At 65.8% G+C, this 24,559-nt stretch carries 24 protein-coding genes and 3 pseudogenes (1 of these 27 running past the window's edge); 13 read left to right on the top strand and 14 right to left on the bottom strand.

The genetic code is table 11. From position 1 onward, the window contains the following. The 4 genes and pseudogenes from QP181_RS03020 to QP181_RS03005 form a co-directional block, all read right to left on the bottom strand. On the bottom strand, positions 1–395 hold the start of the coding sequence (locus QP181_RS03020; protein ID WP_333927540.1) for a YihY/virulence factor BrkB family protein. The gene continues 751 nt to the left of window position 1, outside the view; only the first 395 of its 1,146 coding nucleotides appear in the window; the start codon lies at positions 393–395; the stop codon falls past the left edge of the window. A 106-nt stretch (positions 396–501) separates the two neighbouring features. Further along, complete coding sequence (locus tag QP181_RS03015) at positions 502–2,508, bottom strand: ABC transporter permease (RefSeq protein ID WP_333927538.1); 2,007 nt, start codon at positions 2,506–2,508, stop codon at positions 502–504. Further along, complete coding sequence (locus QP181_RS03010) at positions 2,495–2,998, bottom strand: hypothetical protein (RefSeq protein ID WP_333927537.1); 504 nt, start codon at positions 2,996–2,998, stop codon at positions 2,495–2,497. The genes QP181_RS03015 and QP181_RS03010 overlap by 14 nt, the downstream gene beginning before the upstream one ends. Beyond that, a pseudogene (locus QP181_RS03005) lies at positions 2,995–3,667 on the bottom strand (ABC transporter ATP-binding protein). The gene QP181_RS03010 and the pseudogene QP181_RS03005 overlap by 4 nt, the downstream one beginning before the upstream one ends. 49 nt (positions 3,668–3,716) lie before the next feature. Between QP181_RS03005 and QP181_RS03000 the strand changes: the two are divergent. Together QP181_RS03000 and QP181_RS02995 are read left to right on the top strand one after the other, a co-directional pair. Further along, positions 3,717–4,430 carry an arylesterase gene (locus QP181_RS03000; RefSeq protein ID WP_333927536.1) on the top strand — a complete coding sequence of 238 codons (714 nt, stop codon included), beginning with the start codon at positions 3,717–3,719 and terminating at the stop codon, positions 4,428–4,430. Between the two features lie 181 nt (positions 4,431–4,611). Then, positions 4,612–5,340, top strand: coding sequence for a Crp/Fnr family transcriptional regulator (locus QP181_RS02995; protein ID WP_332754993.1), 729 nt, complete (start codon positions 4,612–4,614; stop codon positions 5,338–5,340). Positions 5,341–5,485: 145 nt separating this feature from the next. On the opposite strand, the gene QP181_RS02990 is transcribed toward QP181_RS02995, so the two are convergent. From QP181_RS02990 to QP181_RS02980, 3 genes are all read right to left on the bottom strand, one after another. After that, on the bottom strand, positions 5,486–5,821 hold the full coding sequence (locus tag QP181_RS02990; RefSeq protein WP_128454646.1) for a hypothetical protein: 336 nt from the start codon (positions 5,819–5,821) through the stop codon (positions 5,486–5,488). Between the two features lie 88 nt (positions 5,822–5,909). After that, a complete protein-coding gene (locus QP181_RS02985; RefSeq protein ID WP_333927535.1) occupies positions 5,910–6,743 on the bottom strand; it encodes a transglutaminase-like domain-containing protein in 834 nt (277 codons plus the stop codon). A gap of 26 nt (positions 6,744–6,769) precedes the next feature. Continuing rightward, positions 6,770–7,687, bottom strand: a complete 918-nt coding sequence (locus QP181_RS02980) for a transglutaminase family protein (protein WP_333922070.1) — start codon at positions 7,685–7,687, stop codon at positions 6,770–6,772. A 16-nt stretch (positions 7,688–7,703) separates the two neighbouring features. Here QP181_RS02980 and QP181_RS02975 point away from each other — a divergent pair, with 16 nt between their 5' ends. Together QP181_RS02975 and QP181_RS02970 are read left to right on the top strand one after the other, a co-directional pair. After that, on the top strand, positions 7,704–8,492 hold the full coding sequence (locus tag QP181_RS02975) for an N-formylglutamate amidohydrolase (RefSeq protein ID WP_333927534.1): 789 nt from the start codon (positions 7,704–7,706) through the stop codon (positions 8,490–8,492). 165 nt (positions 8,493–8,657) lie between these two features. Beyond that, complete coding sequence (locus tag QP181_RS02970) at positions 8,658–10,820, top strand: TonB-dependent receptor (protein ID WP_333927533.1); 2,163 nt, start codon at positions 8,658–8,660, stop codon at positions 10,818–10,820. Positions 10,821–10,851: 31 nt separating this feature from the next. Here QP181_RS02970 and QP181_RS02965 read toward each other — a convergent pair whose 3' ends face one another. Together QP181_RS02965 and QP181_RS02960 are read right to left on the bottom strand one after the other, a co-directional pair. Beyond that, complete coding sequence (locus QP181_RS02965; RefSeq protein ID WP_333929531.1) at positions 10,852–11,379, bottom strand: gamma carbonic anhydrase family protein; 528 nt, start codon at positions 11,377–11,379, stop codon at positions 10,852–10,854. A gap of 24 nt (positions 11,380–11,403) precedes the next feature. Continuing rightward, positions 11,404–13,476 (bottom strand): annotated as a pseudogene (locus QP181_RS02960) (malate synthase G); the annotation flags it as partial. Positions 13,477–13,578: 102 nt separating this feature from the next. Here QP181_RS02960 and QP181_RS02955 point away from each other — a divergent pair. After that, positions 13,579–14,454 (top strand): LysR family transcriptional regulator, encoded by an 876-nt coding sequence (locus QP181_RS02955; protein WP_333927532.1) that lies wholly within the window; start codon positions 13,579–13,581, stop codon positions 14,452–14,454. Here the strand turns inward: QP181_RS02955 and QP181_RS02950 are convergent. Next, complete coding sequence (locus QP181_RS02950; RefSeq protein WP_333922065.1) at positions 14,409–14,909, bottom strand: MarR family winged helix-turn-helix transcriptional regulator; 501 nt, start codon at positions 14,907–14,909, stop codon at positions 14,409–14,411. The two genes, QP181_RS02955 and QP181_RS02950, sit on opposite strands and share 46 nt — an antisense overlap. A 79-nt stretch (positions 14,910–14,988) precedes the next feature. Here QP181_RS02950 and hppD point away from each other — a divergent pair, with 79 nt between their 5' ends. The 5 genes and pseudogenes from hppD to trhO all read left to right on the top strand — a co-directional run bounded on the left by hppD (position 14,989) and on the right by trhO (position 19,598). Further along, positions 14,989–16,059: a 4-hydroxyphenylpyruvate dioxygenase gene (gene hppD / locus QP181_RS02945; RefSeq protein ID WP_333927531.1), complete on the top strand. Its 1,071-nt coding sequence runs from the start codon at positions 14,989–14,991 to the stop codon at positions 16,057–16,059. 199 nt (positions 16,060–16,258) lie between these two features. Further along, positions 16,259–17,583 (top strand): annotated as a pseudogene (gene hmgA / locus QP181_RS02940) (homogentisate 1,2-dioxygenase). Beyond that, positions 17,580–18,224 (top strand): maleylacetoacetate isomerase, encoded by a 645-nt coding sequence (gene maiA / locus QP181_RS02935; protein ID WP_333927529.1) that lies wholly within the window; start codon positions 17,580–17,582, stop codon positions 18,222–18,224. Before hmgA ends, maiA begins: the two are co-directional and overlap by 4 nt. Beyond that, a complete protein-coding gene (locus QP181_RS02930) occupies positions 18,221–18,586 on the top strand; it encodes a Rieske (2Fe-2S) protein (RefSeq protein WP_333927528.1) in 366 nt (121 codons plus the stop codon). The genes maiA and QP181_RS02930 overlap by 4 nt, the downstream gene beginning before the upstream one ends. A 55-nt stretch (positions 18,587–18,641) precedes the next feature. Beyond that, the gene (gene trhO / locus QP181_RS02925; RefSeq protein ID WP_333927527.1) at positions 18,642–19,598 is read left to right on the top strand and encodes an oxygen-dependent tRNA uridine(34) hydroxylase TrhO; all 957 of its coding nucleotides are present in this window, start codon (positions 18,642–18,644) and stop codon (positions 19,596–19,598) included. Positions 19,599–19,739: 141 nt separating this feature from the next. On the opposite strand, the gene QP181_RS02920 is transcribed toward trhO, so the two are convergent. Genes QP181_RS02920 through QP181_RS02905 form a run of 4 tightly spaced genes read right to left on the bottom strand, consistent with a single transcriptional unit; the run spans position 19,740 to position 22,642 of the window. Continuing rightward, complete coding sequence (locus tag QP181_RS02920; protein WP_333927526.1) at positions 19,740–20,258, bottom strand: ankyrin repeat domain-containing protein; 519 nt, start codon at positions 20,256–20,258, stop codon at positions 19,740–19,742. Then, positions 20,251–21,420: a glutathionylspermidine synthase family protein gene (locus QP181_RS02915; protein WP_333927525.1), complete on the bottom strand. Its 1,170-nt coding sequence runs from the start codon at positions 21,418–21,420 to the stop codon at positions 20,251–20,253. Before QP181_RS02915 ends, QP181_RS02920 begins: the two co-directional genes overlap by 8 nt. Then, positions 21,420–22,169, bottom strand: a complete 750-nt coding sequence (locus QP181_RS02910; protein WP_333927524.1) for a PspA/IM30 family protein — start codon at positions 22,167–22,169, stop codon at positions 21,420–21,422. The genes QP181_RS02915 and QP181_RS02910 overlap by 1 nt, the downstream gene beginning before the upstream one ends. A 38-nt stretch (positions 22,170–22,207) precedes the next feature. Continuing rightward, on the bottom strand, positions 22,208–22,642 hold the full coding sequence (locus tag QP181_RS02905; RefSeq protein ID WP_333927523.1) for a YjfI family protein: 435 nt from the start codon (positions 22,640–22,642) through the stop codon (positions 22,208–22,210). Between the two features lie 226 nt (positions 22,643–22,868). Between QP181_RS02905 and QP181_RS02900 the strand changes: the two genes are divergently transcribed. From QP181_RS02900 to QP181_RS02890, 3 genes are read left to right on the top strand one after another with little or no spacing between them, the layout of a single operon-like run. Then, entirely contained in the window at positions 22,869–23,510 is a 642-nt protein-coding gene (locus QP181_RS02900) for a DUF2491 family protein (RefSeq protein ID WP_333927522.1), read from the top strand. Positions 23,511–23,541: 31 nt separating this feature from the next. Further along, the gene (locus tag QP181_RS02895) at positions 23,542–23,955 is read left to right on the top strand and encodes a DUF350 domain-containing protein (protein ID WP_333927521.1); all 414 of its coding nucleotides are present in this window, start codon (positions 23,542–23,544) and stop codon (positions 23,953–23,955) included. Between the two features lie 11 nt (positions 23,956–23,966). Further along, positions 23,967–24,536, top strand: coding sequence for a DUF1190 domain-containing protein (locus QP181_RS02890; protein WP_132897950.1), 570 nt, complete (start codon positions 23,967–23,969; stop codon positions 24,534–24,536). Positions 24,537–24,559 lie beyond the last annotated feature (23 nt).

The raw sequence follows: 24,559 nt of genomic DNA, 5'->3' as shown, positions 1-24,559 counted from the left end.
AGCGCTATGAACCCGCGCGTCTCCTTCTCTTCGTAAGCGATGTTGAGCGCGGTGACGATCGACGATGCGCCCTTCGTTCCGCCATACAGCGCGATGCCCAGCGCAATCACGAGGCCGAACCCCTTCTTGCCCTCCGACGTGTTGACGACCGTCGCGAGCTGGTCGCCGATCACGCGGGCGGCGTCGTCGGGAAGGACGTTGAACAGCGCGCGGATGTTCGCGACCACCGTCGCGGTGTCGGCGACCAGCCCGTAGACCAGCACCACCGATGCCAGCAGCGGGACGATCGCGGCGAACCCGTAGAACGCGGTGCCCGCCGCGATCAGACCGATATTGTCGTCGTTCCCCTCGGCCCAGGTGCGCTTGAGGACCTTCCACCATTCGCGAGCCGACATCGACCAGGGGCTAGTGGCCTGATGCTTGGGTCGTGTTTCGTACGTGCTCAGCGTCTTGCCCCTCCTCGATATTCCGGCCTAACGCCGCGCGGACGCAAACGTGCCGTCAGAGTTGCCGCAACGCCTGTGCCGGCCGCGCGCCGAGAATGGGCCATGCGCCGATCAAGCCGATCGCCATCGTCAACCCCGCACCACCCAGCAACGTAGCCAACACCGTCGCGTAGTCCGGGCGCCATTCGAAACTGAAGAGCTGCGTCACGACATACCAGGCGCCACCCAGCCCCAACAGCAATGCCAGCACCGACAGCACGATGCTGAGGAACGCGTATTCAAGCGCTTGCACCGCGAGCACCTGCCGCCGGGTCGCGCCGAGCGTCCGCAGGATCACGCCGTCATAGGTCCGTGCCTCTCGCGCCGCCGCGATCGCGCCGATCAGCACCGCCATCCCGGCAAGGATCGCCACCGACGCGGCTGCGGTGATCGCGGTCGCCATCTGCGAGACGATATCGCGAACCTGGCCGAGCACGCCGCGAACCTCGATCACCGAGACCGAGGGGAAGCGCGGCAACAATGCTCGCATGACGGGTGCTTCCTGCCCCGGCGCGAGCTCGATCGTCGCGGCAAGATTATGCGGCGCGTCCTGGATCGCGTTGGGCGAGAACACCATGACGAAATTGAAGCCGAGCGTATCCCAGCTGATCCGGCGGAACGACGCGATATGCGCAGTCCGCTCGACGCCGAGCAAGGTGTAGGTGAGCGGATCGCCGATCTTGAGGTCGAGCACCTTGGCCAGTCGCTCGTCGATCGAGACCAGCGGCGGACCCGTATAGTCACGCGGCCACCACCGACCTGCAGTCAGTTCGCTACCCTCAGGCAAGGTCGCGGAGTAGGTCAGCCCGCGTTCGCCGCGCAATGCCCATGCGCCCTCGGGCAGCGTCTTGAGATCGGCAACACGCGTGGCGCCGTAGCCGGTGATCGTTCCGCGCATGGCCGGCACGGTGCGGATGACCGGATGGATCGACACGCCCTCGATCGTCCGCCGGAACTCCGCCTCGCGGTCGGGCGGAACGTCCAGTGCGAACAGCGCCGGCGCGCGCTTGGGTACGGTGAGTGCGATGTTCGCGTCGATGCTGGTGCGGATGCCCGCGAGGAGGACGAACAGCGTTAGGCCTAGACCGAGTGCGACGACCAAAGTGCCGGTCCGCGCGCCGGGGCGGTGGAGTCCGGCAATGGCGAGGCGGAGCAACGGCTTGCGCGAGCGGGGCAGCGCGGCGGCGATCCGGCGCACGGCCCAGCCGAACCCTGCCAGTACTAACAACACGCCGGCTACCGCCGCGAGGAAACCTGCGCTGAGCCCGGGCTGGTCCGCGGTCGACAACGCGAGCGCGACGATCGCGGCGCCTGCACCAAGGACCCAGGGCAAGGTTCGGCGCAGCGGCACGGCACGATTGCCGAACACGCCGCGCAACAGGCCGGCCGCGGGAATGCTGCCCGCCTCGATTAAGGGAGGCGCGGTGAAGGCCAGCGCGATCAGCATGCCGTAAGCAGCGGCGAGCGCGAGCGGGACGAACTGGAGCGAGAAGCGCGGCGCCACCGGCAGAACGTCGCCTGCGAGCCAGACGATCAACGGCACCGTCGCCGCCCCCGCGATCAGACCAAGAACGATCCCCATCGCCGCCACGATCGCGACTTCGAGGAGGTAGATCTTGGCAATGAGGCCGGACGTCGCGCCGAGAACCTTCAACGCCGCGATGCTGCTGCGGCGGGCGGCGAGGTAGGAGGACACGCCGTTGCCGACGCCGATCCCGGCGATGACGAGTGCGGACAGCCCGACCAGCAACAGGAACTGCCCCATGCGATCGACGAAGCGCTCGGCGCCAGGCGCGGCTCGGTCACGCGTCTTGGTTTCCCAGCCGCCGGTGGGGAATGCCGCCTTGAACCGATCCACTGCGGTCGTCGGCGAGGCGCTTGGCGACAGGCGCACGCGGTACTTGCTCTCGTAAAGGCTGCCGGGCTGGACCAGACCGGTCCGCGCTATACCTGCTATCGAGACGATCGCGACGGGGCCGAGCGTGAAGCCTTCGCCCAGCCGGTCGGGTTCATTCGCGATCACGCCGGCAACGGTGAAGTCCGCGGTCCCCAGCCGTACGCGCGCCGGGCCCAACGCCTAGCCGCTGCGCCAAGGCCGGGACGATCCAGATCGTCTTGGGATCGTCGACCTTCGCGACCGATCCACCCTGTACGGCCAACGTTCCGTAGAGCGGGTAGACCGCGTCAACGCCCTTGAGCTGGACCGGCACGCTGTTGGTGCCGCGGATCGCGGTCGCCTGCATCCGCACGGTCTCGGACACCGTGCCGAACCGCGCCATCGCCGCGCGCTCGTCAGGCGTCGCGGCGCGCTGCGAGGTGCCGAACTCGACATCGCCGCCCAGGATCGCGCTACCGCGGGAAGCAAGCTCGGCGTCGATCGACTGCGTCAGGCTGCCAATCGCGGCCAAAGCGCCAACGCCTAGGAACAGGCAGGCGAGCAACAGTCGCAGCCCGCGAAAGCGAAGATCGAGTTCGCGACGGGCAAGCCGCCACGCCAGCCGCCACTCGCTCACCGTAAGCGATCCGCGAAGATCCGGCCGTCGGCGAGTTCGACGATGCGATCACAGCGCGCGGCGAGGACGGGATCGTGGGTGATGATGATCAGCGTAGCGCCGGTCGCGGCGCGGCGGTCGAAGAGGAGGTCCATGACCGAGGCGCCGGTCGCGGCGTCGAGGTTGCCGGTCGGTTCGTCGCCGAAGACGAGCGCGGGGCGCGGGCCGAGGGCGCGGGCGATCGCCACGCGCTGTTGCTCGCCGCCGGAAAGCTGCGTGGGGTAATGACCGATCCGATGCGACAGGCCGACCGCGGCGAGTTCGGCCTCCGCGCGCTCGAACGCGTCGGGCATCCCGGCCAGCTCCATCGGCACGGCGACGTTCTCGAGCGCGGTCATCGTCGGCAGCAAATGGAAGGCCTGGAGGACGATCCCGATGCGTCCACGCCGCGCGGGCCAGAGCGTCCTCGTCGAGCTTGCCGAAATCGAGCCCGGCCACCTGGACCCGTCCGCTGGTGGCGCGCTCCAGACCGGAGAGGACCGCCATTAGCGACGACTTGCCCGACCCCGAAGGCCCGAGCAGCGCGACGCTGGTGCCCTGCGCAATGTCGAGATCGATGCCCTTGAGGATCGTCGTCGCGGCAGTCGATGCGCCGAGTGTCAGCGTGACATCGCGCGCCGAAATCACCATATCGGCGGAAGCAGGTTCGGACATGGAGACCAATATCTTGGAGAAACGGATGCGACGCTGGCCTCTTTATGGGGGCGGACTGGCGCTTCTCCAAGCGGGGTTGCTGGCCGGCTGCGATCGGACACCCGAGGTCCCTGCCCCGCTGCCTACGACGAACGCGGTCTCGCCAGCTGCTGCGACCCCAGCGCCGCAGAGTCCTGAGCGACTGATCCTCGCCTTCGGAGACAGTCTGTATGCCGGCTATGGCCTCGACCGCGGGCAGAGCCTGCCCGATGCATTGCAGAACCGGTTGCGCAAGGACGGAGTCAACGCGACGCTCATCAATGCCGGCGTCTCGGGCGATACCAGCGCGGCGGGGCGGCAGCGGTTCGCGTTCGCGCTCGACAATATGAAGCGCAAACCCGACCTCGTGTTGATCGGACTCGGTGGCAACGACGTGCTGCGGCAGATTTCGCCGGCCGAGACGCGCACGAACATGACCGCGATGCTCGACGAGGCGAAGCGGCGCGGCATTCCGGTCATGCTAACGGGAATGATGGCGCCGCCTAACCTCGGACCTGAATTTTCATCGCAGTTCAACACGATATGGCCAGATCTTGCGAAGCGCTATGATACGACCCTGTATCCGTTCATTCTAGACGGCGTGATCGGCAACGCGCAGTTGATGCAGGCGGACCATGTCCATCCCAATCAAAACGGCGTGAACAAGATTGCTGCCCGTGTCGCACCGGTCGTCGAGAATGCTTTGAAAAAGGCCGAATGATCGGAAACACTTGGTGCACGGCTCTGTGTTCGGATCGCAAGCGGCTGGCGGGGCCATCGCAGCATCGTCTAGCGTCGTCGTATCGTGTGCCTCGCATTCCCCCTTTCGCAGGGGGCGCGGTTGGTGCAACGCCGACATGAGGGATACAGAGGGCTAGGACACACAGGGCGATGCAATGCAATTGAGCGGTTTGATCGCACGGCTTGGTCGACATCTCGACCTGACCGATGCGGAGCGTGACGCGATCACGCGGGCCGAGCGCGGCGAACGGCGGTTGAAGGCCGGCGACATCCTGATGGCGGAAGGTGGCGAGAGCCATGCGCTGTACGTCGTGCGCCAGGGGTGGCTACACTCCTCGACCAAGCTGATCACCGGCGGCCGGCAGATCCTGAGGTTCCATTATGCGGGCGACCTGATCGGTACGTCGAGCATGGCCTGGTCGCAGGCGGCGGCGACGCTGACCGCGATCTCGGATTGCTGGGTGATCGAATTGCCAAAGACCGAACTCGGGCTGCTGTTCCGCGCGCAACCGCGGATCGCCGGGCTGCTGTATGCGATCGCCGCGGCGGAAAACGTCGCGATGAGCGACCGGCTGACGACGATCGGACGGATGGGCGCGAGCGAGCGACTGTCGACGTTGCTGCTCGACATCATGGCGCGGTTGCGCGTGACGGCGGGCGGGATCGTCGACTCATTCGACCTGCCGCTGACACAGACCGATATCGGCGATGCGCTGGGGTTGACCAAGGTGCATGTGAACCGCACGATCCGCGCGCTGGAGAAGAGCGGCGTGATCGAGCGGACCGGGCGGCGGGTGCGGATCGTCGACGAGGCGGCGCTGGTCGCGGCGACCGGGTTCACCGATCGCTATGGCGAGATCGAGACGGCGTGGTTGCCGCCTGCGGCTTAGGGAAATTCCGATCTCCCCGCCAGGGGGAGGTGTCGCCGAAGGTGACGGAGGGTGAGGACATGGAGCAGGCGTTTCGCTTGCCTCCCCCTCCATCAGCCTGACGCCTGCCACCTCCCCCTGGCGGGGGAGGATCGTTAGTGCAGTTTTAGGTGCGGTCGACGACGAACAGGGTGACGCGGTCGTATTTGATGTCGCCGGGGTTGAAGATCGCGTCGGGGACGAACGGACGATCGATGACCTCGATATCCTTCAGACCGGCGAGCTTGAACGTGCCGAGCTTGATCTCCTTGGGCGGCTGACCGTCGCGCTCTAGCGTGATCGCATCGACGAACACGTCGTCATGCTTGGTGTAGAGGATGTGCGGTGCCAGCGTGCAGACCATCCGGTTATAGGTCGCGGTGATGCACTGGCGCAGCGCGATCGCCTGCAGCAGCAGCGCGTTTGCGTTGGACGGGGCGGACTGGTCTGGGGTCGAGGTCATGTTGTGCATCGCAGCATAAGTTAGGGGATCGGTGCCGTTAGGCCCAACGCGCTACATGCGACAAGGCCTAACTTGAAGCATAGCCGGTTTAACCCGCCTGTTCGACCCGGCCTAGCGCTTCGACCTCGTCGGTGTGGACGTCGAACCCGACCAGACGCGCGGGGCCGAAGCTGGTGGTGAGCGCGGTATCAGTGGCGTCGCGCCCCCGCGCCATCAGGATCCGCCCGATCCGCGGGCGATTGTGGCGCGCGTCGAGCGTGTGCCACGTGCCGCCGAGATACACGTCGAACCATGCAGAGAAGTCCATCGGTGCATCGACCGGCGGGATGCCAATGTCGCCGAGATACCCGGTGCAATAGCGTGCGGGGATGTTCATGCAGCGGCACAGTGTAACGGCAAGATGCGCGAAGTCGCGACAGACGCCCTGGCGTTCTTGATACACATCCCACGCGGTCTTGGTCGAGCGCGCGAAATGATAGCCGAACTCGACATGGTTATGCGTGAAGTCGACGATCGCCTGGACGCGCTGCCAGCCGGCGGGAACGTGGCCGAACAGCGACCAGGCGGTCTCCGACAGGCGATCGGTCTCGCAATAGCGGCTGCCGAGCAGGTAGATCAGGATGTCGTCGGGAAGATCCTGCACCGCATGCTGGACCGCGTCGGGGGAGACGGGATCCGGCAGACCGCTGTCCTCGATCGTGAAGTCGCAAGACAGGGTCAAACCGCCGCTCGGCACCGTGAACCGCGTGCAGACATTCCCGAAGGCGTCGAGATAATCATAGGTCGGCACGTCGGGATCGGCGGCGATCCGGTGCGGGGTCACGAAATCCTTGTTGCGCGACGGATGCACGCTGAGCATCGCCAGCATCGGGGTTTCGACGTCGGTTTCGAAACGAATGTCATAGCCAGCCCGGATCAGCATCGATGTCCCCCTTGTCGCGCCATTGGTCACGCAGTGTGTGATGATTGGTGGTGGTCGGAGGCCTCGTCCGAGTCTTCGTCGACGGTGATGTCGACCGACACGCTCATATCGAGGAAGCTGCCGGGAAAGCCGCTCCAGGTGCCGGAGACGGGCACCGCCTGGTAGATGTCGCGCGCGACGGCGACGCGGACGAGCCCGCGGTTGCCGACGATGCCGTTGGTCGGATCGAACTCGACCCAGCCCGAGCCGGGAATATAGACGCGGACCCAGGCATGCGTGTTGCCGCCCCCGGTGCGATGCTCTCGACGCGTCGGATTGTAGACATAGCCCGATACGAACCGTGCCGCGAAGCCGAGCGCGCGGACCGCCTCGATCATCAGCATCGCGTAGTCGCGGCAAGTGCCCTTGCGCTTGGCGAGCGTCTCAATCGGCGACTGCGTGCCCTTTTCGGGACGCTGGACATAGGTGAACTCTCGCTTGATCGCCGCGGTCATCTCGGACAGCATGGCGAGCGTATCGGTCTGCCCGCCCGGCGCGACGAACCGCCGTGCCCAGCTGTCGATCTCGCGGAGCGGATCATGATGCTGGCGCTCGATCGAGCGGAGCAGGTCGGGCATCTCCTCCGACGAATAGGTGAACGGATAGAAGCGCGCGTAGCGTTCGATATCGACGTTCTGGAGTTCGGCGGGGGTGTGATCGAGCCGGACGCGACTGTCGATCACGAGGTCCTTGGCGCGCTTGTCGAACGTAGCGATCGCGACCGCGTTGCCGAACACGTCGTGCAGCCAACGGACGTCGGAGGGCTCCGGAGTGATCGTGAGCTGCGTGTCGATCAGATGCTGGTCGTAGCTTTCGCGCGGCCGGACCATGATCCTGTGCTCGCCGAACGCAACCGGTTGGCGATACGAGTATTTGGTTACATGAGAGAGCGTTAGAGATGGCATCGAGGATCCACGTCGCATGAACAGCACTGCCAGCCAAACGCTGCTTGGGACCGAAGATGCCGCACCGGTCGTGGTGGTCAACCCCAAAGGCGCGTCATCGTTCCTGCTGATCGGCGATCATGCGGGAAATGCCGTACCGAAGGCGCTGGGGTCGCTGGGCCTGAGCGACGCGGAGTTGGCGCGGCACATCGGCTGGGACATCGGCATCGGCGAACTCGGCGCGCTGCTATCGGACACGCTCGACGCGGTGTTCGTCCGGCAGACCTATTCGCGGCTCGTGATCGACTGCAACCGCAGCCCGAGCCAGCCGGATCTGATCGCCGAGATCAGCGACGGAACCGTGGTGCCGGGGAATGTTGCGCTTGGTGAGGTCGATCGCGCCGCGCGGTTCGCCGAGATCCACGCGCCGTATCAGGCCGCGGTCGAGGCGGAGATCGCGCGGCGCGATGCGGCGGGGATGACGACGGTGCTGGTCGCGTTGCACAGCTTTACGCCGGCGATGAAGGGCGCGTTGCGGGATCAGGCGCGGCCCTGGCATATCGGCATCCTGCACGACGGCGGCAACACCGCGTTCGCGCATGCACTGCTCGACGTGTTGCGCGACGAGGCGGATCTAGTGGTGGGCGACAACGAACCGTACCGGATGGACCTGATCGACTATACCATCCCGCGTCATGCGTATCCGCAGCGGCGGCTTTATGCGGAGATCGAGGTTCGGCAGGATCTGCTGGGGTCGAGCGAGGGATGTGCGGCGTGGGCCGAGCGGCTGGCCCGGGTGCTGCCGGTGGCGCAGGCGCTGGTCTGACCGAGTGACCCGTCTCGTTGCGCAGGTCTTGATCTGTGTTGCATTGCGGTAACAGCGCGATGACCAAAGGCGTACATGGCAAAATTGTCACTTGATATGATGTATCATCAAATTTACCCAACGAGTTGTACAGGGACGATACCCCGACGACGATAAGGGAATTTCATGAAGACGATGCTGTTCGGCGCCACCGCCCTGGCTGCGCTCCTCGCCCCTCAGGCTCACGCCCAGACGGTCGCCACGGATACCACGACGCCCGCCCCTACTTCGGCATCGGTCGGCTCGACCAACCAGCGCGACATCATTGTCACTGCGCCGCTCCAGACCAGCGAGCGCGACGTGTTGCAGGGTACGACGGTGCTGACTGGCCAGGAACTCACGCGTCAATTGCGTCCGTCGCTCGGCGAGACGCTCGCACGCCAGCCCGGCGTTTCGGCCAGTTCGTTCGGACCCAGTGCCTCGCGTCCGATCCTGCGCGGCTTCCAGGGCGACCGCATCCGCGTGCTGACCGACGGTATCGGCTCGATCGACGTGTCGAACACATCGGTCGACCACGCGGTCATCATCGACCCGCTGCTCGCCGAGCGTATCGAAATCCTGCGCGGGCCCAGCGCGCTGCTCTACGGCACGTCGGCGGTTGGTGGCGTCGTCAACGTGATCGACACGCGCATTCCGAGGTCGGTGCCCGAGAACGGCTACCGGTTGAACGGCATCGCCAATTATGGGTCGGCGGCGAACGAGCGATCGGGCGGGCTGGCCGGCGACGTCGCCGTCGGCCAGCATCTCGTGCTACACGCCGATGGCTCGTATCTGAAGTCCGGCGATCTCCGTACCGGCGGCTACATCCTCTCGCGCGACGCCCGCGCCCAGGCGCTGGCAACCGCCGCCCAGCCGGTCGACCCGAATGAGGCCGATCCGATCGACTATGCCGCATCGGCGCAGTTGAAGGGCAAGCTTCCCAATACGCAGGCCGAGACCTGGACGGCGGGTGCTGGCGCATCGATCATCACCGACAATGGCAGCCTCGGCGTGTCGTACAGCCATTACGACAGCCTGTACGGCGTGCCCATCCGCTACGCCACGCAAGCCGGCCAAGAGCAGGAGGCACCGCGTCTCGACGTCGTCCAGAACCGCGTCGACCTGCGCGGCGAGATCGACACCGGCGGCGACGTGTTTTCGAAGATCCGTGTCCGCGTCGGCCAGGCGAGCTATCGTCACTTCGAGCTTGAAGAAGACAATTCGGTCGGCACAGCGTTCTACAACAAGGGCCTCGAAGGGCGCCTCGAAGTCGTACAGGCGAACCGTGGCGGCTGGCAGGGCGCGTCGGGCGTGCAGTTCTACAACCGGATCTTCAACGTAGTCGGCGACGAGGCTTTCCTGCCGAAGAACGAGACCAACCAGACCGGGCTCTTCACGCTTCAGCAGTATGAGTCGGGCAAGTTCCACGCCGAGGGTGGCGTGCGTTACGAGATCACTGATCTCGCCGCGCGGACGCCCGAGGACGATCTGCGCTTCTTCCGGGGGAGCCAGAGCTATCATTCGGTATCGGGCTCGCTCGGTGCGTCCTATGCGCTGACCGACAGCATCCGCGTCGGGCTGAACGGATCGCGGACCGAGCGTGCGCCGTCGGCCGAGGAGTTGTTCGCGAACGGCGCGCATGCCGGCACGCAGGCGTATGAACTCGGCAATCCCGACTTCAAGCTGGAAAAGTCCTGGGGCCTGGAGGGCACGCTGCACGCGCATGGCGACGGTTTCAGCTTCGACGCGTCGGCCTATTACAACTGGTTCTCGAACTATATCTCGGAGAACCAGGTCGCCCCCTCGGTCTGCCAGACCGCGGCCGATCCCTCGAACCGCACCGTCGACCTGCCCTGCTTCCAGTATCAGCAGGCCGATGCGCGCTATTACGGGTTCGAGGCGGATGCTTCGGTGAAGGTGGCGCAGATCGGCGGCTATGCGGTCAACGCCGACGTGCTGGGCGATTACGTCCACGCCAACATCGTCGACCAGGGTCCGGTCCCGCGCATTCCGCCGATGCGCGTGCTCGGCGGGATCGAGGCGCAGGGCGACCGGATCAACGGCCGCGTCGAGGTCGAGCACGTGTTCGACCAGAACCGCATCGCCGCGTTCGAGACGAAGACCAACGACTATACGATGGTCAACGCGTCGATCGGTCTCAGTCCGTTCGGCAAGGATTCGAAGACGACGTTGCTGCTGAGCGCGAACAATCTGTTCGACGTCAACGCGCGCCGCGCGACGAGCTTTCTGAAGGACTTCGCACCGCTCGCCGGCCGCGACTTCCGCGCGACGCTGCGCTTCGGGCTGTGAGGTGACTGGGGCCGGCGCGATGCGCTGGCCCCTAGTCGTCGATCCGTTCGAGCCCTTCGGCATAGACGCGCTGCCGGGTCGCATAGGCCGCGGCTGACATTCTAAGGCCGGCGATCGCTTCCGGCGGCAAGTCCCGCACCGCCTTGGCCGGCGCGCCGACGATCAGGCTACCGGCCGGGAACACCTTCCCCTCGGTCACCAGCGCGTTCGCACCGATCAGGCTGTTCTCGCCGATGACCGCGTTGTTGAGGATCGTCGCGCCCATCCCGACCAGCACGTTGTCGCCGATCGTGCAGCCGTGGAGGATCGCATGATGGCCGATCGTGCACCCCTCACCCACGGTCAGCGGCGCGCCGGGATCGGAGTGTAGCATCGCGCCCTCCTGGATGTTGGTCCGCGCACCGACCAGGATCGGCGTGTTGTCGGCGCGGATCACCGCGCCGAACCAAACGCTTGCGCCCTCCCCCAGTCGCGCGTCGCCGATCACGTCGGCGGAGGGTGCGACCCAGACGTCGTCGGCAAGCGTCGGTCGTCTACCCTCGATCGCGTAGAGTGGCATCAGGCGGCGTCCCTCTTCTTTGCCCGCGCGGAACGCGTGGAGCAGCGGTTCGGTATAGCCGCTCGGCTGCGTCAGGCCATCGAACACGAGTGCGCGGGCGGCCTGGAACGCTAGGCTCTCGTCCTCATGACCCGCCATCGGCCGGTACAGCGGATCGCTCGCATTCTGCGCATCGACCTTCGCCGCCATCCGTCGCAGCGCTGCATCCGCTTCGCCAGGCGTCGCGATGCCGTGGAGCAGCCAGTTCGCCATGTGCTGCGAACTGATCCGCAGCGTCGCGCGGTCCTCCATCAGGCCGATGTCGTGGATATCGGGCACCTTCGAACAGCCCACGCCCTGGTCGACCCAGCGCACGACATAGCCGAGGATGCCCTGCGCGTTGTTTTCCAGTTCCTTGCGCAGCTCGTCGGGCTGCCAGTTGTGCCCCGTCGCGATGGGGATCGTCAGCAGCGCATCGAGCGACGCGATCGGCTCGGCCTTGCGCTCCGCCTGTCGCGCGAACATGTCGACGCGGTGGTAATGCGTCGCGTGCAGCGTGGCCGCGGTCGGCGACGGCACCCAGGCGGTGTTCGCGCCAGTCATCGGATGCGTGATCTTCTGCTCGAGCATGTCCGCCATCCGGTCGGGCGCGGCCCACATGCCCTTGCCGATCTGCGCCTTTCCGCTGAGCCCGCAGGCGAGCCCGATCTGGACGTTGCGATCCTCATACGCCTTGATCCACGACGAGGCCTTCATGTCGCCCTTGCGGATCATCGGTCCCGCCCGCATCGAGGTGTGCATCTCGTCGCCGGTGCGATCGAGAAAACCGGTGTTGATGAACACAACGCGGTCCTTCACCGCGGCGATGCACGCGGCGAGGTTGGCGGAGGTGCGACGCTCCTCGTCCATCACGCCGACCTTGATCGTGTGCCGTGCTAGGTTGAGCAGGTCCTCGATCGCGTCGAACAGGCGATTGGTGAAGGCGGCTTCGTCGGGACCGTGCATCTTCGGCTTGACGATGTAGATCGAGCCCGCGCGACTGTTGCGGATGGGGCCGGTGCTCTTGAGGTCGTGCAAGCCGATCAGCGACGTGACGATGCCGTCGAGGATACCCTCGGGAGCTTCGTTGCCATCCGAGAGCAGGATCGCGGGGGTCGTCATCAGATGGCCGACGTTGCGCACGAACATCAGGCTGCGGCCGGGGAGCGTGAACGCGCTGCCGTCGGGGCCGGTGTACTGCCTGTCGGGTTCGAGAGACCGTGTGACCGTACGGCCGCCCTTGTCGAAGCTGGCGGCCAGGTCGCCCTTCATCAGGCCGAGCCAGTTGGCGTAGGCGGCGACCTTGTCCTCGGCATCGACAGCGGCGATCGAGTCCTCCAGGTCGGCGATCGTGCTGAGCGCGGATTCGAGAACCACGTCGGCGAGGTTCGCGGGGTCGTCGCGCCCGATCGGATGCTGAGAGTCGATCACCAGTTCAACGTGCAGGCCGTTGTGACGCAACAGGATATTGTCGCCTGCGTGCCCAACGAGCTGGCTCGGCTCGGCAAGCTGCGGCGTGCCACCGGTCCAGTCGGTCCACGACCCGCTAGCCAGCGGCACGGCATCGTCGAGGAATGCCTTCGCCCATGCGATCACCTGCGCGCCGCGCGCCGGGTCATAGCCCTTGCCGGACGCCGCGCCGGGGATGGCGTCGGTGCCGTAGAGCGCGTCGTACAGGCTTCCCCAGCGCGCGTTCGCGGCGTTGAGCAGGAAGCGCGCATTCAGGATCGGCACCACCAGTTGCGCGCCGGCGAGCGAGGCGACCTCCGCATCGACTTTGCTCGGCGCGACTGCGAAGGGCGCGGGCTCGTCGACCAGATAGCCGATCTCGCGCAGGAACGCCTGGTACTCCATCTGGTCGATCGGCTTGCCGGCGCGGGCTTCGTGCCACGCGTCGATCTTAGCCTGAAGGTCATCGCGGACAACGAGCAACGCGGCGTTCTCCGGCGCGAACCGGGCGTAGATATCGGACACGCCTTGCCAGAACGCGGCGGCATCGAGACCCGTCCCCGGCAACGCCTGTGTCTCGATGAAGTCCACGAGCGATGCGGCGATCTTCAGACCTGCCTTTTCGATCATCTCGGCCATGCTGCTCTCCTATGCTCTGGCGACACGATAGACGCGCGCCACCTTCGCCACTAGGCACTATAAAGCGAAAGCTGTTGATCGCCTGGAGAACGAATGGATCCCGACATCGTCCTCTTCGCCGAAGTCGTCCGCACGGCCAGCCTAAGTGCGGCGGGGCGATCGCTCGGCATCTCGCCCGCGATGGTGTCGAAACGGATCGCGCGGCTGGAAGCGCGGCTGGGCGTGCGGTTGCTCAACCGGACAACACGGCGGCTGGAGCTAACCGCGCGGGGCGCGGCGTATCACCGCGACATGGTGGAAATCCTCGCCGCGATCCGCGACGCCGAGGCGCGCGTGTCGGACCGCGCTGAGACGCCGGCGGGGCCATTGCGGGTCAGCGCGCCGACCTCGTTCGGGCGTCTGCACATCGCGCCACACCTGAAGCCGTTCCTCGACGCGCACCCTGCGATCGAACTCGACCTCGACCTGTCCGACGGTTTTGCCGACGTCATCGGCGAGCGGCTCGACCTCGCGATCCGGATCGCGCCTGTCATACCGCCGAGCCTGACCGGCTATCGTCTGGCCGACAGCCGCCGCGTTCTCTGCGCCGCACCGAGCTACGTGGCGCCACGGGACGTGGCCGATCTCACGAAACACCGCCTGCTTGCAGCAAAGGGCCAGATGCCGTGGCGGCTTACCGGACCAGAAGGCGAAGTTACGATCGACCGCCCGAGCTACGTCGCTACCAATTCCAGTGAAGTCGTGCGCGAGCTCACACTGGCCGGCGTTGGCATCGCGCTGCGCTCTCTCTGGGATGTGAGCGCTGATCTCGCGAGCGGCCGACTCGTCCGCGTCTTGCCTGAACTCGCCGGGTCTGCGGACGTCGGGATTTACGCGGTGCATGCTCGCGGTGCCGTGTCGTCGGGCACGTCCGCACTGCTTGATTACCTGCGCGGCCTCTGGTCGCCAACGCCGCCGTGGGATTCCTGAACGAGGTCGATCGTCACCGCATCGATCCGTCTCAGCATCACGACGAACTGCTCGACCTCCGCGCCTGAGAACCCGGCAAAGATCCGCCGCTCCAGATCGAGCGCCTTCGGTGCGACTGACGCATAGAGCGTGTGGCCGTCGTCCGTGAGTCGCAGCAGATGCGATCGCCGATCCTCCGGGTTCGCATGCCGTTGCATAAGCCCGCGCTCGACCAAAGCGATCGCCGCGCGGCTCACCGTGACCTTGTCCATCCGCGTCTGCTGCCCGACCTGCTGCTGCGTGATGCCGTCCGCCTCGGCGACCACCGCCACCAGCCGCCATTCCGGGATCGTCAGCCCGAACAGCGCCTCATATGTATCCGCCACTGCCTCGCTGACGAGGTTCGAGGTGATCGACAGGCGATACGGGATGAAATCGTCCAGGACGAGTGCGCGGGTGGCATCGGAGTTGGGCATATCAAAATCGTAACGATTGACACCAGTTGTTCAACCCGCCAGATTGGTAACAACGGATACCAACTGTCAGGATGTGATCATGGACCATATGGACGTAAACCCGATGGGTCTCGACGGGTTCGAGTTCGCCGAGTTCACCTCGCCCGATCCCGACCGGATGGCGGCGCAGTTCGAGCAGTTCGGCTTCGTCGCCGCCTCGACCCACCCGACCAAGGCGGTCACGCGCTACAAGCAGGGCCGCATCAACCTGCTGCTCAACCGCGAAGACGGTGGTCATGCGGCGGCATTCCGCGCGGATCATGGCCCGTCCGCAAGCGGCATGGCGTTCCGCGTCCATGACGCCAAGGCGGCGTTCGACGCGGCGCTCGCTCGCGGCGCCAAGGCGGCCGATGCCACCATGGGTGCGCTCGGCGAGGGCAGCTATGTGCTCGAAGGGATCGGCGGTTCGCTGCTATATCTGGTCGACAAGCACGGCGCGGCCGGCAGCCTGTACGACGACTGGAATGCGGTTCCGGGCGCGGCCGAGGCTGAGGCCGAGAACAATGTCGGGCTCGACCTGCTCGATCACCTCACACACAATGTGAAGCGTGGCCAGATGCGGACCTGGGCCGAGTTCTACGGCCAGATCTTCGGCTTCGAGGAGCAGAAGTATTTCGACATCAAGGGCAAGGCGACCGGGTTGTTCAGCCAGGCGATGATCGCCCCCGACCGGGCGATCCGCATCCCGCTCAACGAGAGCCAGGACGACAAGAGCCAGATCGAGGAATTCATCAAGGATTACAACGGCGAGGGCATCCAGCATCTGGCGCTGACCACCGATGACATCTTCGAGACGGTCGAGAAGCTGCGCGCCCGCGGCGTCAAGCTGCAGGACACGATCGAGACCTATTACGAACTGGTCGACAAGCGCGTGCCGAACCACGGCCATGATCTCGAACGCCTGCGCCGCAACCGTATCCTGATCGACGGCAATGTCGGCGAGGAGGGGCTGCTGCTGCAGATCTTCACCGAGAACATGTTCGGGCCGATCTTCTTCGAGATCATCCAGCGCAAGGGGAATGAGGGCTTCGGCAACGGCAATTTCCAGGCGTTGTACGAGAGCATCGAACTCGACCAGATCCGTCGCGGGGTCATAACGGTCGACGCGTAAGTTCTAAGCCCTCTCCCTCGGGGAGAGGGACAGGCGCTCAGCGCCGAGGGTGAGGGCACGCGCGACGCCGACACGTGCCCTCACCCTTCCGCCGCGCAAGTGCGCGTCTCCCTCCCTCTCCCCTGAGGGAGAGGAACAGAAAGAGTTTGAACGGCCGGCGGTTCGGGCGTTGATCGGAACAGGTGACGGAGAGGAAGCCATGACAATTCACCAGCCAATCGACGCCGCAGGCGAGACCGCCGGCCAGACCGAGTATCTGCCCGGTTTCGGCAATCACGTATCGACCGAGGCTATCCCCGGCGCGTTGCCGATCGGGCGCAATTCACCACAGCGCCCCCCTTCGGGCTCTATACGGAACAGCTCTCCGGCACCGCGTTTACCGCGCCGCGCCCCGAAAACCGCCGTAGCTGGCTCTACCGCATGCGCCCGACCGCCGAGCATCCGCCGTTCGAGCGCTACATCGGCGCCGAGCGGTTCGCGCCCGGCACCACCGACGCGCCGCTCGCACCCAACCGCCTGCGCTGGGACCCGATCGCCGCGTCCTTCCCGGGCACCGACCTGATCGACGGCATGACGACGATGCTCGCCAACCGCGATCCCGCCGATCTCGAAGGCGTGGCGCTGCATGTCTATGCCGCCAACACCGACATGACGGCGCGCGTGTTCATGGATGCGGACGGCGAACTACTGTTCGTACCGCAGGCCGGGCGGCTTAGGCTGCTAACCGAACTCGGCCGGATCGACATCGCGCCCGGCCAGATCGCGATGATCCCGCGCGGCGTCCGCTTTCGCGCAGAACTTCCCGATGGCGAAGCGTGCGGCTATGTCGCGGAGAACCATGGCGCGTTGTTCCGCCTCCCCGATCTTGGCCCCATCGGCGCCAACGGCCTCGCCAACCCGCGCGATTTCGAGACGCCGGTTGCGTGGTTCGAGGACCGCGACGAACCGGTCGAGGTCGTCCAGAAGTTCATGGGCTCGCTGTGGACCACCACGCTCGATCACTCGCCGCTCGATGTCGTCGCGTGGCACGGTAATCTCGCGCCGTGGCGCTACGATCTGTCGCGGTTCAACACGATCAACACGGTCAGCTTCGACCATCCCGATCCGTCGATCTTCACGCTGCTGACCTCGCCGAGCGACGTGCCCGGCCGCGCGAATGCCGACTTCGTGATCTTCCCGCCTCGCTGGATGGTTGCCGAGAGGACGTTTCGGCCGCCGTGGTTCCACCGCAACATCATGTCCGAGGCTATGGGGCTGATCACCGGCGCGTATGACGCGAAGGCTGAGGGGTTCGCGCCGGGCGGTATCTCACTGCACAATCTGATGTCGGGTCACGGGCCGGATCTGGCGAGCTGGCAGGGTGCGAGCGCGGCGGATTTGAAGCCACACAAGATCGATGGGACGATGGCGTTCATGCTGGAGAGCTGCTGGCCGTACAAGCCGACCGCCTATGCGCTGGAGCATTCGCAGCTCGATTACGACGCGGTCTGGTCGGATTTCCCGAAAGCGGTCCTGCCGAAGTGAGCCTGACGCTGCACGGCTATTGGCGCTCGACCACAGCCTACCGCGTCCGCATCGCGCTGGCCTTGAAGGGTATCGCGTACGAACGGGTCGCGCACGATCTCCGCACCGGCGCGCAACGCAAGGCCGAGTATCGGACGCTCAATCCCCAAGGGCTCGTTCCGGCGCTGGAGACCGACGATGTAGTCCTGACGCAGAGCCCAGCGATCCTCGAATGGATCGACGAGACCTATCCCGATCCGCCGCTGCTCCCCACCGACGCGAACGGCCGGGCGATCGTCCGTGCGATGGCCGCAACGATCGCGTGCGACATTCATCCGGTGAACAATCTTCGCATCCTGAACGCCTTGCGCTGCGAGTTCGGAGCGGACGAGGCGGCGGTGAACCGGTGGATCGCGCGCTGGATCGGCGACGGTTTCGCCGCGCTCGAGACGCAAATCGCGCGCTATGGTGACGGCTTCGCGTTCGGCGCGACACCGACGATCGCCGATTGCCACCTCGTCCCGCAGGTCTACTCCGCGGAAAGGTTTGCGGTCGACCTCTCGCCTTACCCGAAGCTTAAGGCGGCGGCAGAGAACGCCCGCGCCCTACCCGCCCTCGCCGCGGCGCACCCCGACCGGCAGCCGGACGCAGACCCTGCATGAGCGACAGCGAACGGCTGACCGCCACACCCAGTGGCATCAAGCTAGCGCCGCTCGACGCGATCGTGGACGGCAAGGCGCGGAACTTCGTGCTTCAGATGCGCGCGGGTCGCTTCCACGGATTTGTCGTGCGCAAGGGCGACGTGGTGTTCGGCTATGTCGATCGCTGCCCTCACATGGGACTTCCGCTCGCGCAGGTGCTCGACGATTATCTCACGCCGCGCGGCGACCTCATTGCCTGCAGCTGGCATTCCGCGCTGTTCGAGATCGACAGTGGCGCGTGCGTCGGCGGACCGTGCGGGGGCACGCGGCTAACGCCGTGGCCGGTCGCGGTGGTCGACGGGATGATCGTCACCGCAGGCTGACGCGGCGGGCGACTTGCGCTAAGGGAGCGCACCTCCTCACCTGCACGATGAACCGATGACCGAAACCCTCCCCATCCGCGTCGTGGCGCTGTACCGCTTCACGCCGTTCGCTGACATCGCCGCGATCCAGCCGCCGCTTGCGCTGGTGTGCTGTTCCAACGGCGTGAAGGGGACTTTGCTGCTCGCCGCCGAGGGGATCAACGGGACGATCGCTGGGTCCGAAGAGGAAATCGACGCGGTGCTCGCGCATATTCGCGCGCTGCCGGGATGCGCCGATCTCGACGTCAAGGAATCACGCGCCGAGACGATGCCGTTCCACCGAATGAAGGTCCGGCTGAAGCGTGAGATCGTGACGATGGGCGAGCCCGCGATCGATCCGCTGGAGGGCGTCGGCCATTATGTCGAGCCGGAGGACTGGAACGCACTTATCGCCGAGCCGGGGACGATCGTGATCGACACGCGCAACGACTACGAGGTCGCGGTCGGGACGTTTGCCGGCGCGGTCGATCCGCAGACGCGGACGTTCCGCGATTTTCCGGCGTGGTTTCGCGAGCATCGTGACGAACTGGTCGGGGACGGCCCGCCGCCGAAGATCGCGATGTTCTGTACCGGCGGGATACGGTGCGAGAAGTCGACCGCGTTCCTGAAGGCCGAGGGGCTGAACGAGGTGTATCACCTTAAGGGCGGCATCCTGAAGTATCTGGAGACCGTGCCCGAGGCGGAGAGCCTTTGGGAGGGGGAATGTTTCGTGTTCGATCAGCGGGTTGCGGTCGGACATGGGCTTGCGCTGGGAAGTCATGTGCTGTGCCATGCGTGCCGGATGCCGATGAGTGTGGAGGACCGTGCCTCGCCGCTGTATGTCGAGGGCGTGAGTTGCCCGGCGTGTCATGATGCGCGGGACGAGACGCAGCGCGCGGGCTATGCGGAGCGCGAGCGGCAAATGCGGTTGGCGGAGGCTCGGGGCGAGGCGCATGTCGGGGCGGTGTTGCCGAAGACTCATGGGGCGGATTGATTTGCAGGAACTTCACGAGTTTTTACCTTCCCCGGCGAAGGCCGGGGTCCAATTGGGAAACGGTGCTAACGAAGCGCAGTCTTCCGTTACTGCGACCTTTCCAATTGGGCCCCGGCCTTCGCCGGGGTGGTAGCGTAGGGACTAACAGGTCGTTGCGAAACGCGCCGCCAACGCCGCATTACCCTGCGACACTGCCAGCGAATGCACGCTGTTCCCTGCCGCATCGACGATCGCCGGATCCGCGCCGTGCTCCAGCAACATATCGATGATCGCCGTCTTGTTCACCAACGCCGCCATCATCAACGCGGTCTGGCCGACGCCATTACGCCGGTTCACGTCGGCCCCAGCATCGAGCAAAATCTGCGCGATCTCGGTATAGCCTTTGAAGCAGACGCCCATTAGCGCGGTATTGCCCCGCGCGTCCGCGGCACCGTCGACCTTCGCGCCCGCCGCGAGCAGCGCCGCGGTGGCATCCGCCTGCCCGTTATAGCTGGCGATCACGAGCGGCGTGTAGCCCTTGGCGTCGGTCACCTCGATATCGACGCCCGCCTGCAACAACGCCGGAATCATCTCGTCCCGCCCCGTCCGCGCGGCGTCGAACATCAGTTCGACCAGCCGTTCCATCGGTGGCAACGGGGGTAGCTCACGCGCGTCAGTCATCATTCGCCTCGATGATATGCGGCACGAACCGCGCGAGATTGCGCGTCACGACCGTGTCATCTTCCCGAACGCCGATGCCGGCCGCTTCGTTGCCGACCATCCACGCGCCGATCACCGGATGGCGGCCGTCGAACACGGGTGGAGGCGCATAGGCCTGGCGGATCGCACCCTCGGCGCCGTAACCTTGGTCGAGCACCGCGTGGCCGCTATCGCCGATCACCTCGACGTTGGCGCCTTCGCGCGAGAACAGCGGCTTCCGCACATATTTCGGGCCGAGGATCTTCGCGGCGGGGTCGTCATCGAAGAACGCGGGCAGCAGGTTCGGATGCTCGGGATGGCGCTCCCATAGCAGCGGCAGGATGCCCTTGTTCGACAGGATCGACTTCCAGGCCGGCTCGATCCAGCGCACGTCGGCGCGCGACAGGTTGGGCGCATAGGGCTCGCGGAGCATGAACTCCCACGGGTACAGCTTGAACGCGGCCTGCACCTCGAAGCCGTCGGTATCGACGAAGCGCCCATCGGCGGCGAGGCCGATGTCCTTCATCTCGACGAACTTCGGCTCGATCCCGACCTGCGACGCAAGATCCTCGAAGAACCGTACCGTCTGGCGATCCTCGATCGCAGACGCATCCGCCGCGAAATGGACGAAGCCGCCGCTCGGAAACAGCGCACGGAACCGCTCGCGCAGCTTGTCGAACAGGCTGTTGAACTGGTCCGTCCCCGCCGGCAGCGCACCGCTCGCGAGCAGATCTTCCAGCCACATCCATTGGAACGTCGCGCATTCGAACACCGAGGTCGGCGTGTCGGCATTATACTCGTAGAGCTTGGCCGGCCCGGTCCCGTCATAGGCGAAGTCGAACCGGCCGTAGAGCGACGGCTGACGCGTTCGCCACGTCTCGGCGACGTAGTTCCACTGCTCGCGCGGGATCGCGAGGCGTTCCATCAGTTGCTGATCGCGGACCACCTCGTCGACCAGATCGAGGCACATCGCGTGCAGCTGTTCGGCGGCGGGTTCCAGGTCGTCCTCGATCTCCGCCAGCTTGAAGCTGTAGGCAGCACCCTCGTCCCAATAGGGTTCGCCATCCGTGTCGTGATAGACGAACCCGATCGCGTCGGCCCGTTCGCGCCAGTCGCCGCGCGGGTCGACCGCGATCCGGCGCATCAGGAGTCCGACGTCTTGGAGTCGTCGCGCTGACCGATCTGCAGAGTCTGGCCGACTTGCGGCGTCTTCGGGGCGGTCAGGCGCGCGAGCACGTCGTCCGCCGATGACTGGCCGGGGCCGATCCCCGCGAGCCGCAGCTTCTCGTCGAGGTCGGCGCCGGTGCGACGGTCTTCCAACTCGCCCGCTGCCTTGATCCGCTCGCCACGGATCGCCTGGCGTTCACGAATACGCGCGAGACTGTCCGCCGCCGAGCCGAGCTTGTTGCCCGCACCCATGCTGCCCGACGCGACCGAGGCCTGCGCCTTCTGCACCGACTCGTTGACCTTCACGACCTCGACCTCGCGGCGGAGCTGCTCGATCTTACGGTCGGTCTGCGCGACCGCGGTGTGGATCTGCTCCTCGGCAGCGCGCATGTCTTCGACCTGCGGGCTTTTCAGCGCGATGTCCTGCTCGAGGTCCGCGATCCGCTGCGCGACCTGGCGCGCGAGATCCATGTTGCCCTTTTCGACCGCGATCCGAGCCGAAGCCTCGTACTTGGTCGCCTGCGCGCGGAAGCTCTCGACCTCGGTTTCGAGGATGCGGCGGCGCGCTACCAGCCCCGCGAGGTCGTCGCGCGCCTTGCCCTGCGCCTTGTCGGCATCGCGAATTTCCTGGTCGAGGATACGCAGCGCGTTCGCATCGACGACCGCCGCGCCCGCTTCGTGCGCGCCGGCACGACCGAGGGTGAAAAGCTTGCTCCAGATGGCCATGCCAGTCTCTCCGTTTGTATCTAAATCAGGCGATGATGTCAGGCGGCGGGGATCTGCGCGTGGCGCAAATCGGTGGCCGCATCGATCGCATTCTCGGCAAGCGTTCGCAGTTCGATGATCACGGTATCGAGCGGGCTCGACGTCGCGAGCTCGCCGAACAGCTCGTAATAGTCGCGGCCCTCGACGGTGCCGATCCCGAAGTTCGACAGCGGCACCAGCTTCTGCGACTTCAGCAGGAAGGTGTTGAACGCCAGCTGGTCCTCCTGCTCGTCGCACGGCCACAGCAAAGTGGAGCACGCAATCTGCGCTTCGCTGACGTTGACGAACAGTTCGAGGTCGCCGTGATGGTGCATCGTCACCAGCAATACCGGGTCCGCGCCTTCCAGGATCCGTGCGGAAAACTCGCCGGCTTTCGCAGGCTCGGACGTGTCGAGCGCCGCCTTCAGGCTGCGGACGGTCCAGATGTCGGTCAATGCAAGAACTCCCGTGCTTGTCGCTCGACCGCACACATAGGCTTTTCGCCAGCGCCTGCCACCCTCCCCACTTCCGTCATCCTGACGAAAGTCAGGACCCAGGGTCACGGAGGGCGGCGCTGTTGGCTCTGGGTCCTGACTTTTGTCAGGATGACGGGGGTTGCGCTTTGCGAGCCCGCCCGCTTTGGCCTAAGAGGCACGCCAACCACAGAGACGCGAGGATTGCATGTTCGATCGCCTGTTCGGCCGCAAGCCAGCGCTTGACGGCAACGCCCTGCCCGTCGTCCGCAACGTCACGCTAGGGCGGACGGTAACGGTCGATCCGCTGGCGTGGCGCCGGTTCGGCTCGGAGCTGCTGTTTCCGTTCGACCGCGATACGCTGGTGATCGTTGCGCAGGGGCTGATCGACCTTAACGAAGGCGGCTTCGTCCACCGGTTCTACACCGACGACGACATCATGTTCCAGGCGGTGTCGAACGACCGCGACGGGCAGGACGTTACTGACGTCACGCTGTTCGCGCCGTGGGACAGCAGCTACCCGTCGTCCGCCGCCGAGCGCCCAGCCTGGAAGAGCCGCCTCAAGGCACGCACCTTCACTGCCGAAGGGCTGCCCGAATACAGCCGCGCATGGTTCGGCCCCGAAGCGAGCGAGCAGGAGCCCGTGACGTTCTGGGAGGAACTCCACGACGACCGTGACGGGATCGTCGATCGCCGGATCTTCCAGACCTGCATGTTGTTCAGCCGCGACCTGCCGGGCGACGACGGCCGCGAATTGCTGCTCGCGATCGACATGGAGACCGAGTCCGGCGACGTCTCGTTCGATATCATGCTGGGCGTGGCACTGGAACTCGGCGAGTTCAGGGCCTAGCGTCGCGCGCAGACGGCTCCGGGGAAATGCCATGATCGACCAATACAGCTTCGGCGCCAGCGCGCTCGCCTTCCTGATCGCGTTCGTTGCGGCGGGGGCGTTCACGATACTGTTCAAGATCGTCTATCAGGTCGCGACGCCGTATCACGAGAAGTCGCTGATCCGCGAAGGTAATACCGCCGCGGCGATCACGCTCGGCGCGGCGCTGCTCGGCTATGTCCTGCCGCTGGCCTCCGCGCTGACGCATACGGTTTCGCTAGTCGAGTTCGCGGTTTGGGCGTTGCTTGCGGGCGTGATCCAGATCGTGACGTTCCTAGTGGTTCAGCATTTCGTGATGCGCGACTTCAACGACCGGATCGTGCGCGGCGAAATCGCGGCGGCGACCTATATGGCAAGCATCTCGCTGTGCGTCGGCATCCTCAACGCCGCCTGCATGACGAACTGAGGGGCATAGCGATGAAGCGTTCCAGATCGATCGTCCTCACCAGCCTGATCGCAGGCTCGGGCATCTCGCTGACCGCGTGCGACGGCGATGTCGGCGGCAAGCCCGTCGAGGCGCAGAGCTATGCGTCGGTGCAGGAGTGCCGCGCGGCGGGTGCCTTGTCGGCGGTCCAGTGCGACACCGCGTTCGAGCAGGCCAAGGCCGATGCGGCGAAGACCGCGCCTCGGTTTGAGGACAAGCAGACCTGCGAGGAGCAATACGGCGCCGCGCAGTGCGAGCCGCGCAACAACGGTAGCGGCGGCAGCTTCTTCACGCCGTTGCTGACCGGATTCCTCGTCGGGCAGGCGCTTAACGGCGGCTTCGGCAACCGCGGCGCGCCGATGTACCGGGATCGTGACGGCAATTATTATGGCGGCGCCGGCGGGCGTATCAACCGCGACTATGTCACGGGCCGCACCCGCGTAGGCTCTGATGCCTTCACGCCAACCACCGCCAGAGCCCCTGCCCGCGTTCAGTCGCGCAGTTCGGTGATCTCGCGCGGCGGTTTCGGTGGCGGGTTCGGCGGACGCAGCTTCGGCGGCTGATCCGCCTATAGCGAACCGGTCTT

Origin of the sequence: Sphingomonas sp. LR55 (genome assembly GCF_036856015.1) — a bacterium.
Taxonomy (GTDB): domain Bacteria; phylum Pseudomonadota; class Alphaproteobacteria; order Sphingomonadales; family Sphingomonadaceae; genus Sphingomonas.
Note: the sequence above shows the minus strand (reverse complement) of the source record. Positions and strands in the feature narration are given on the sequence as shown.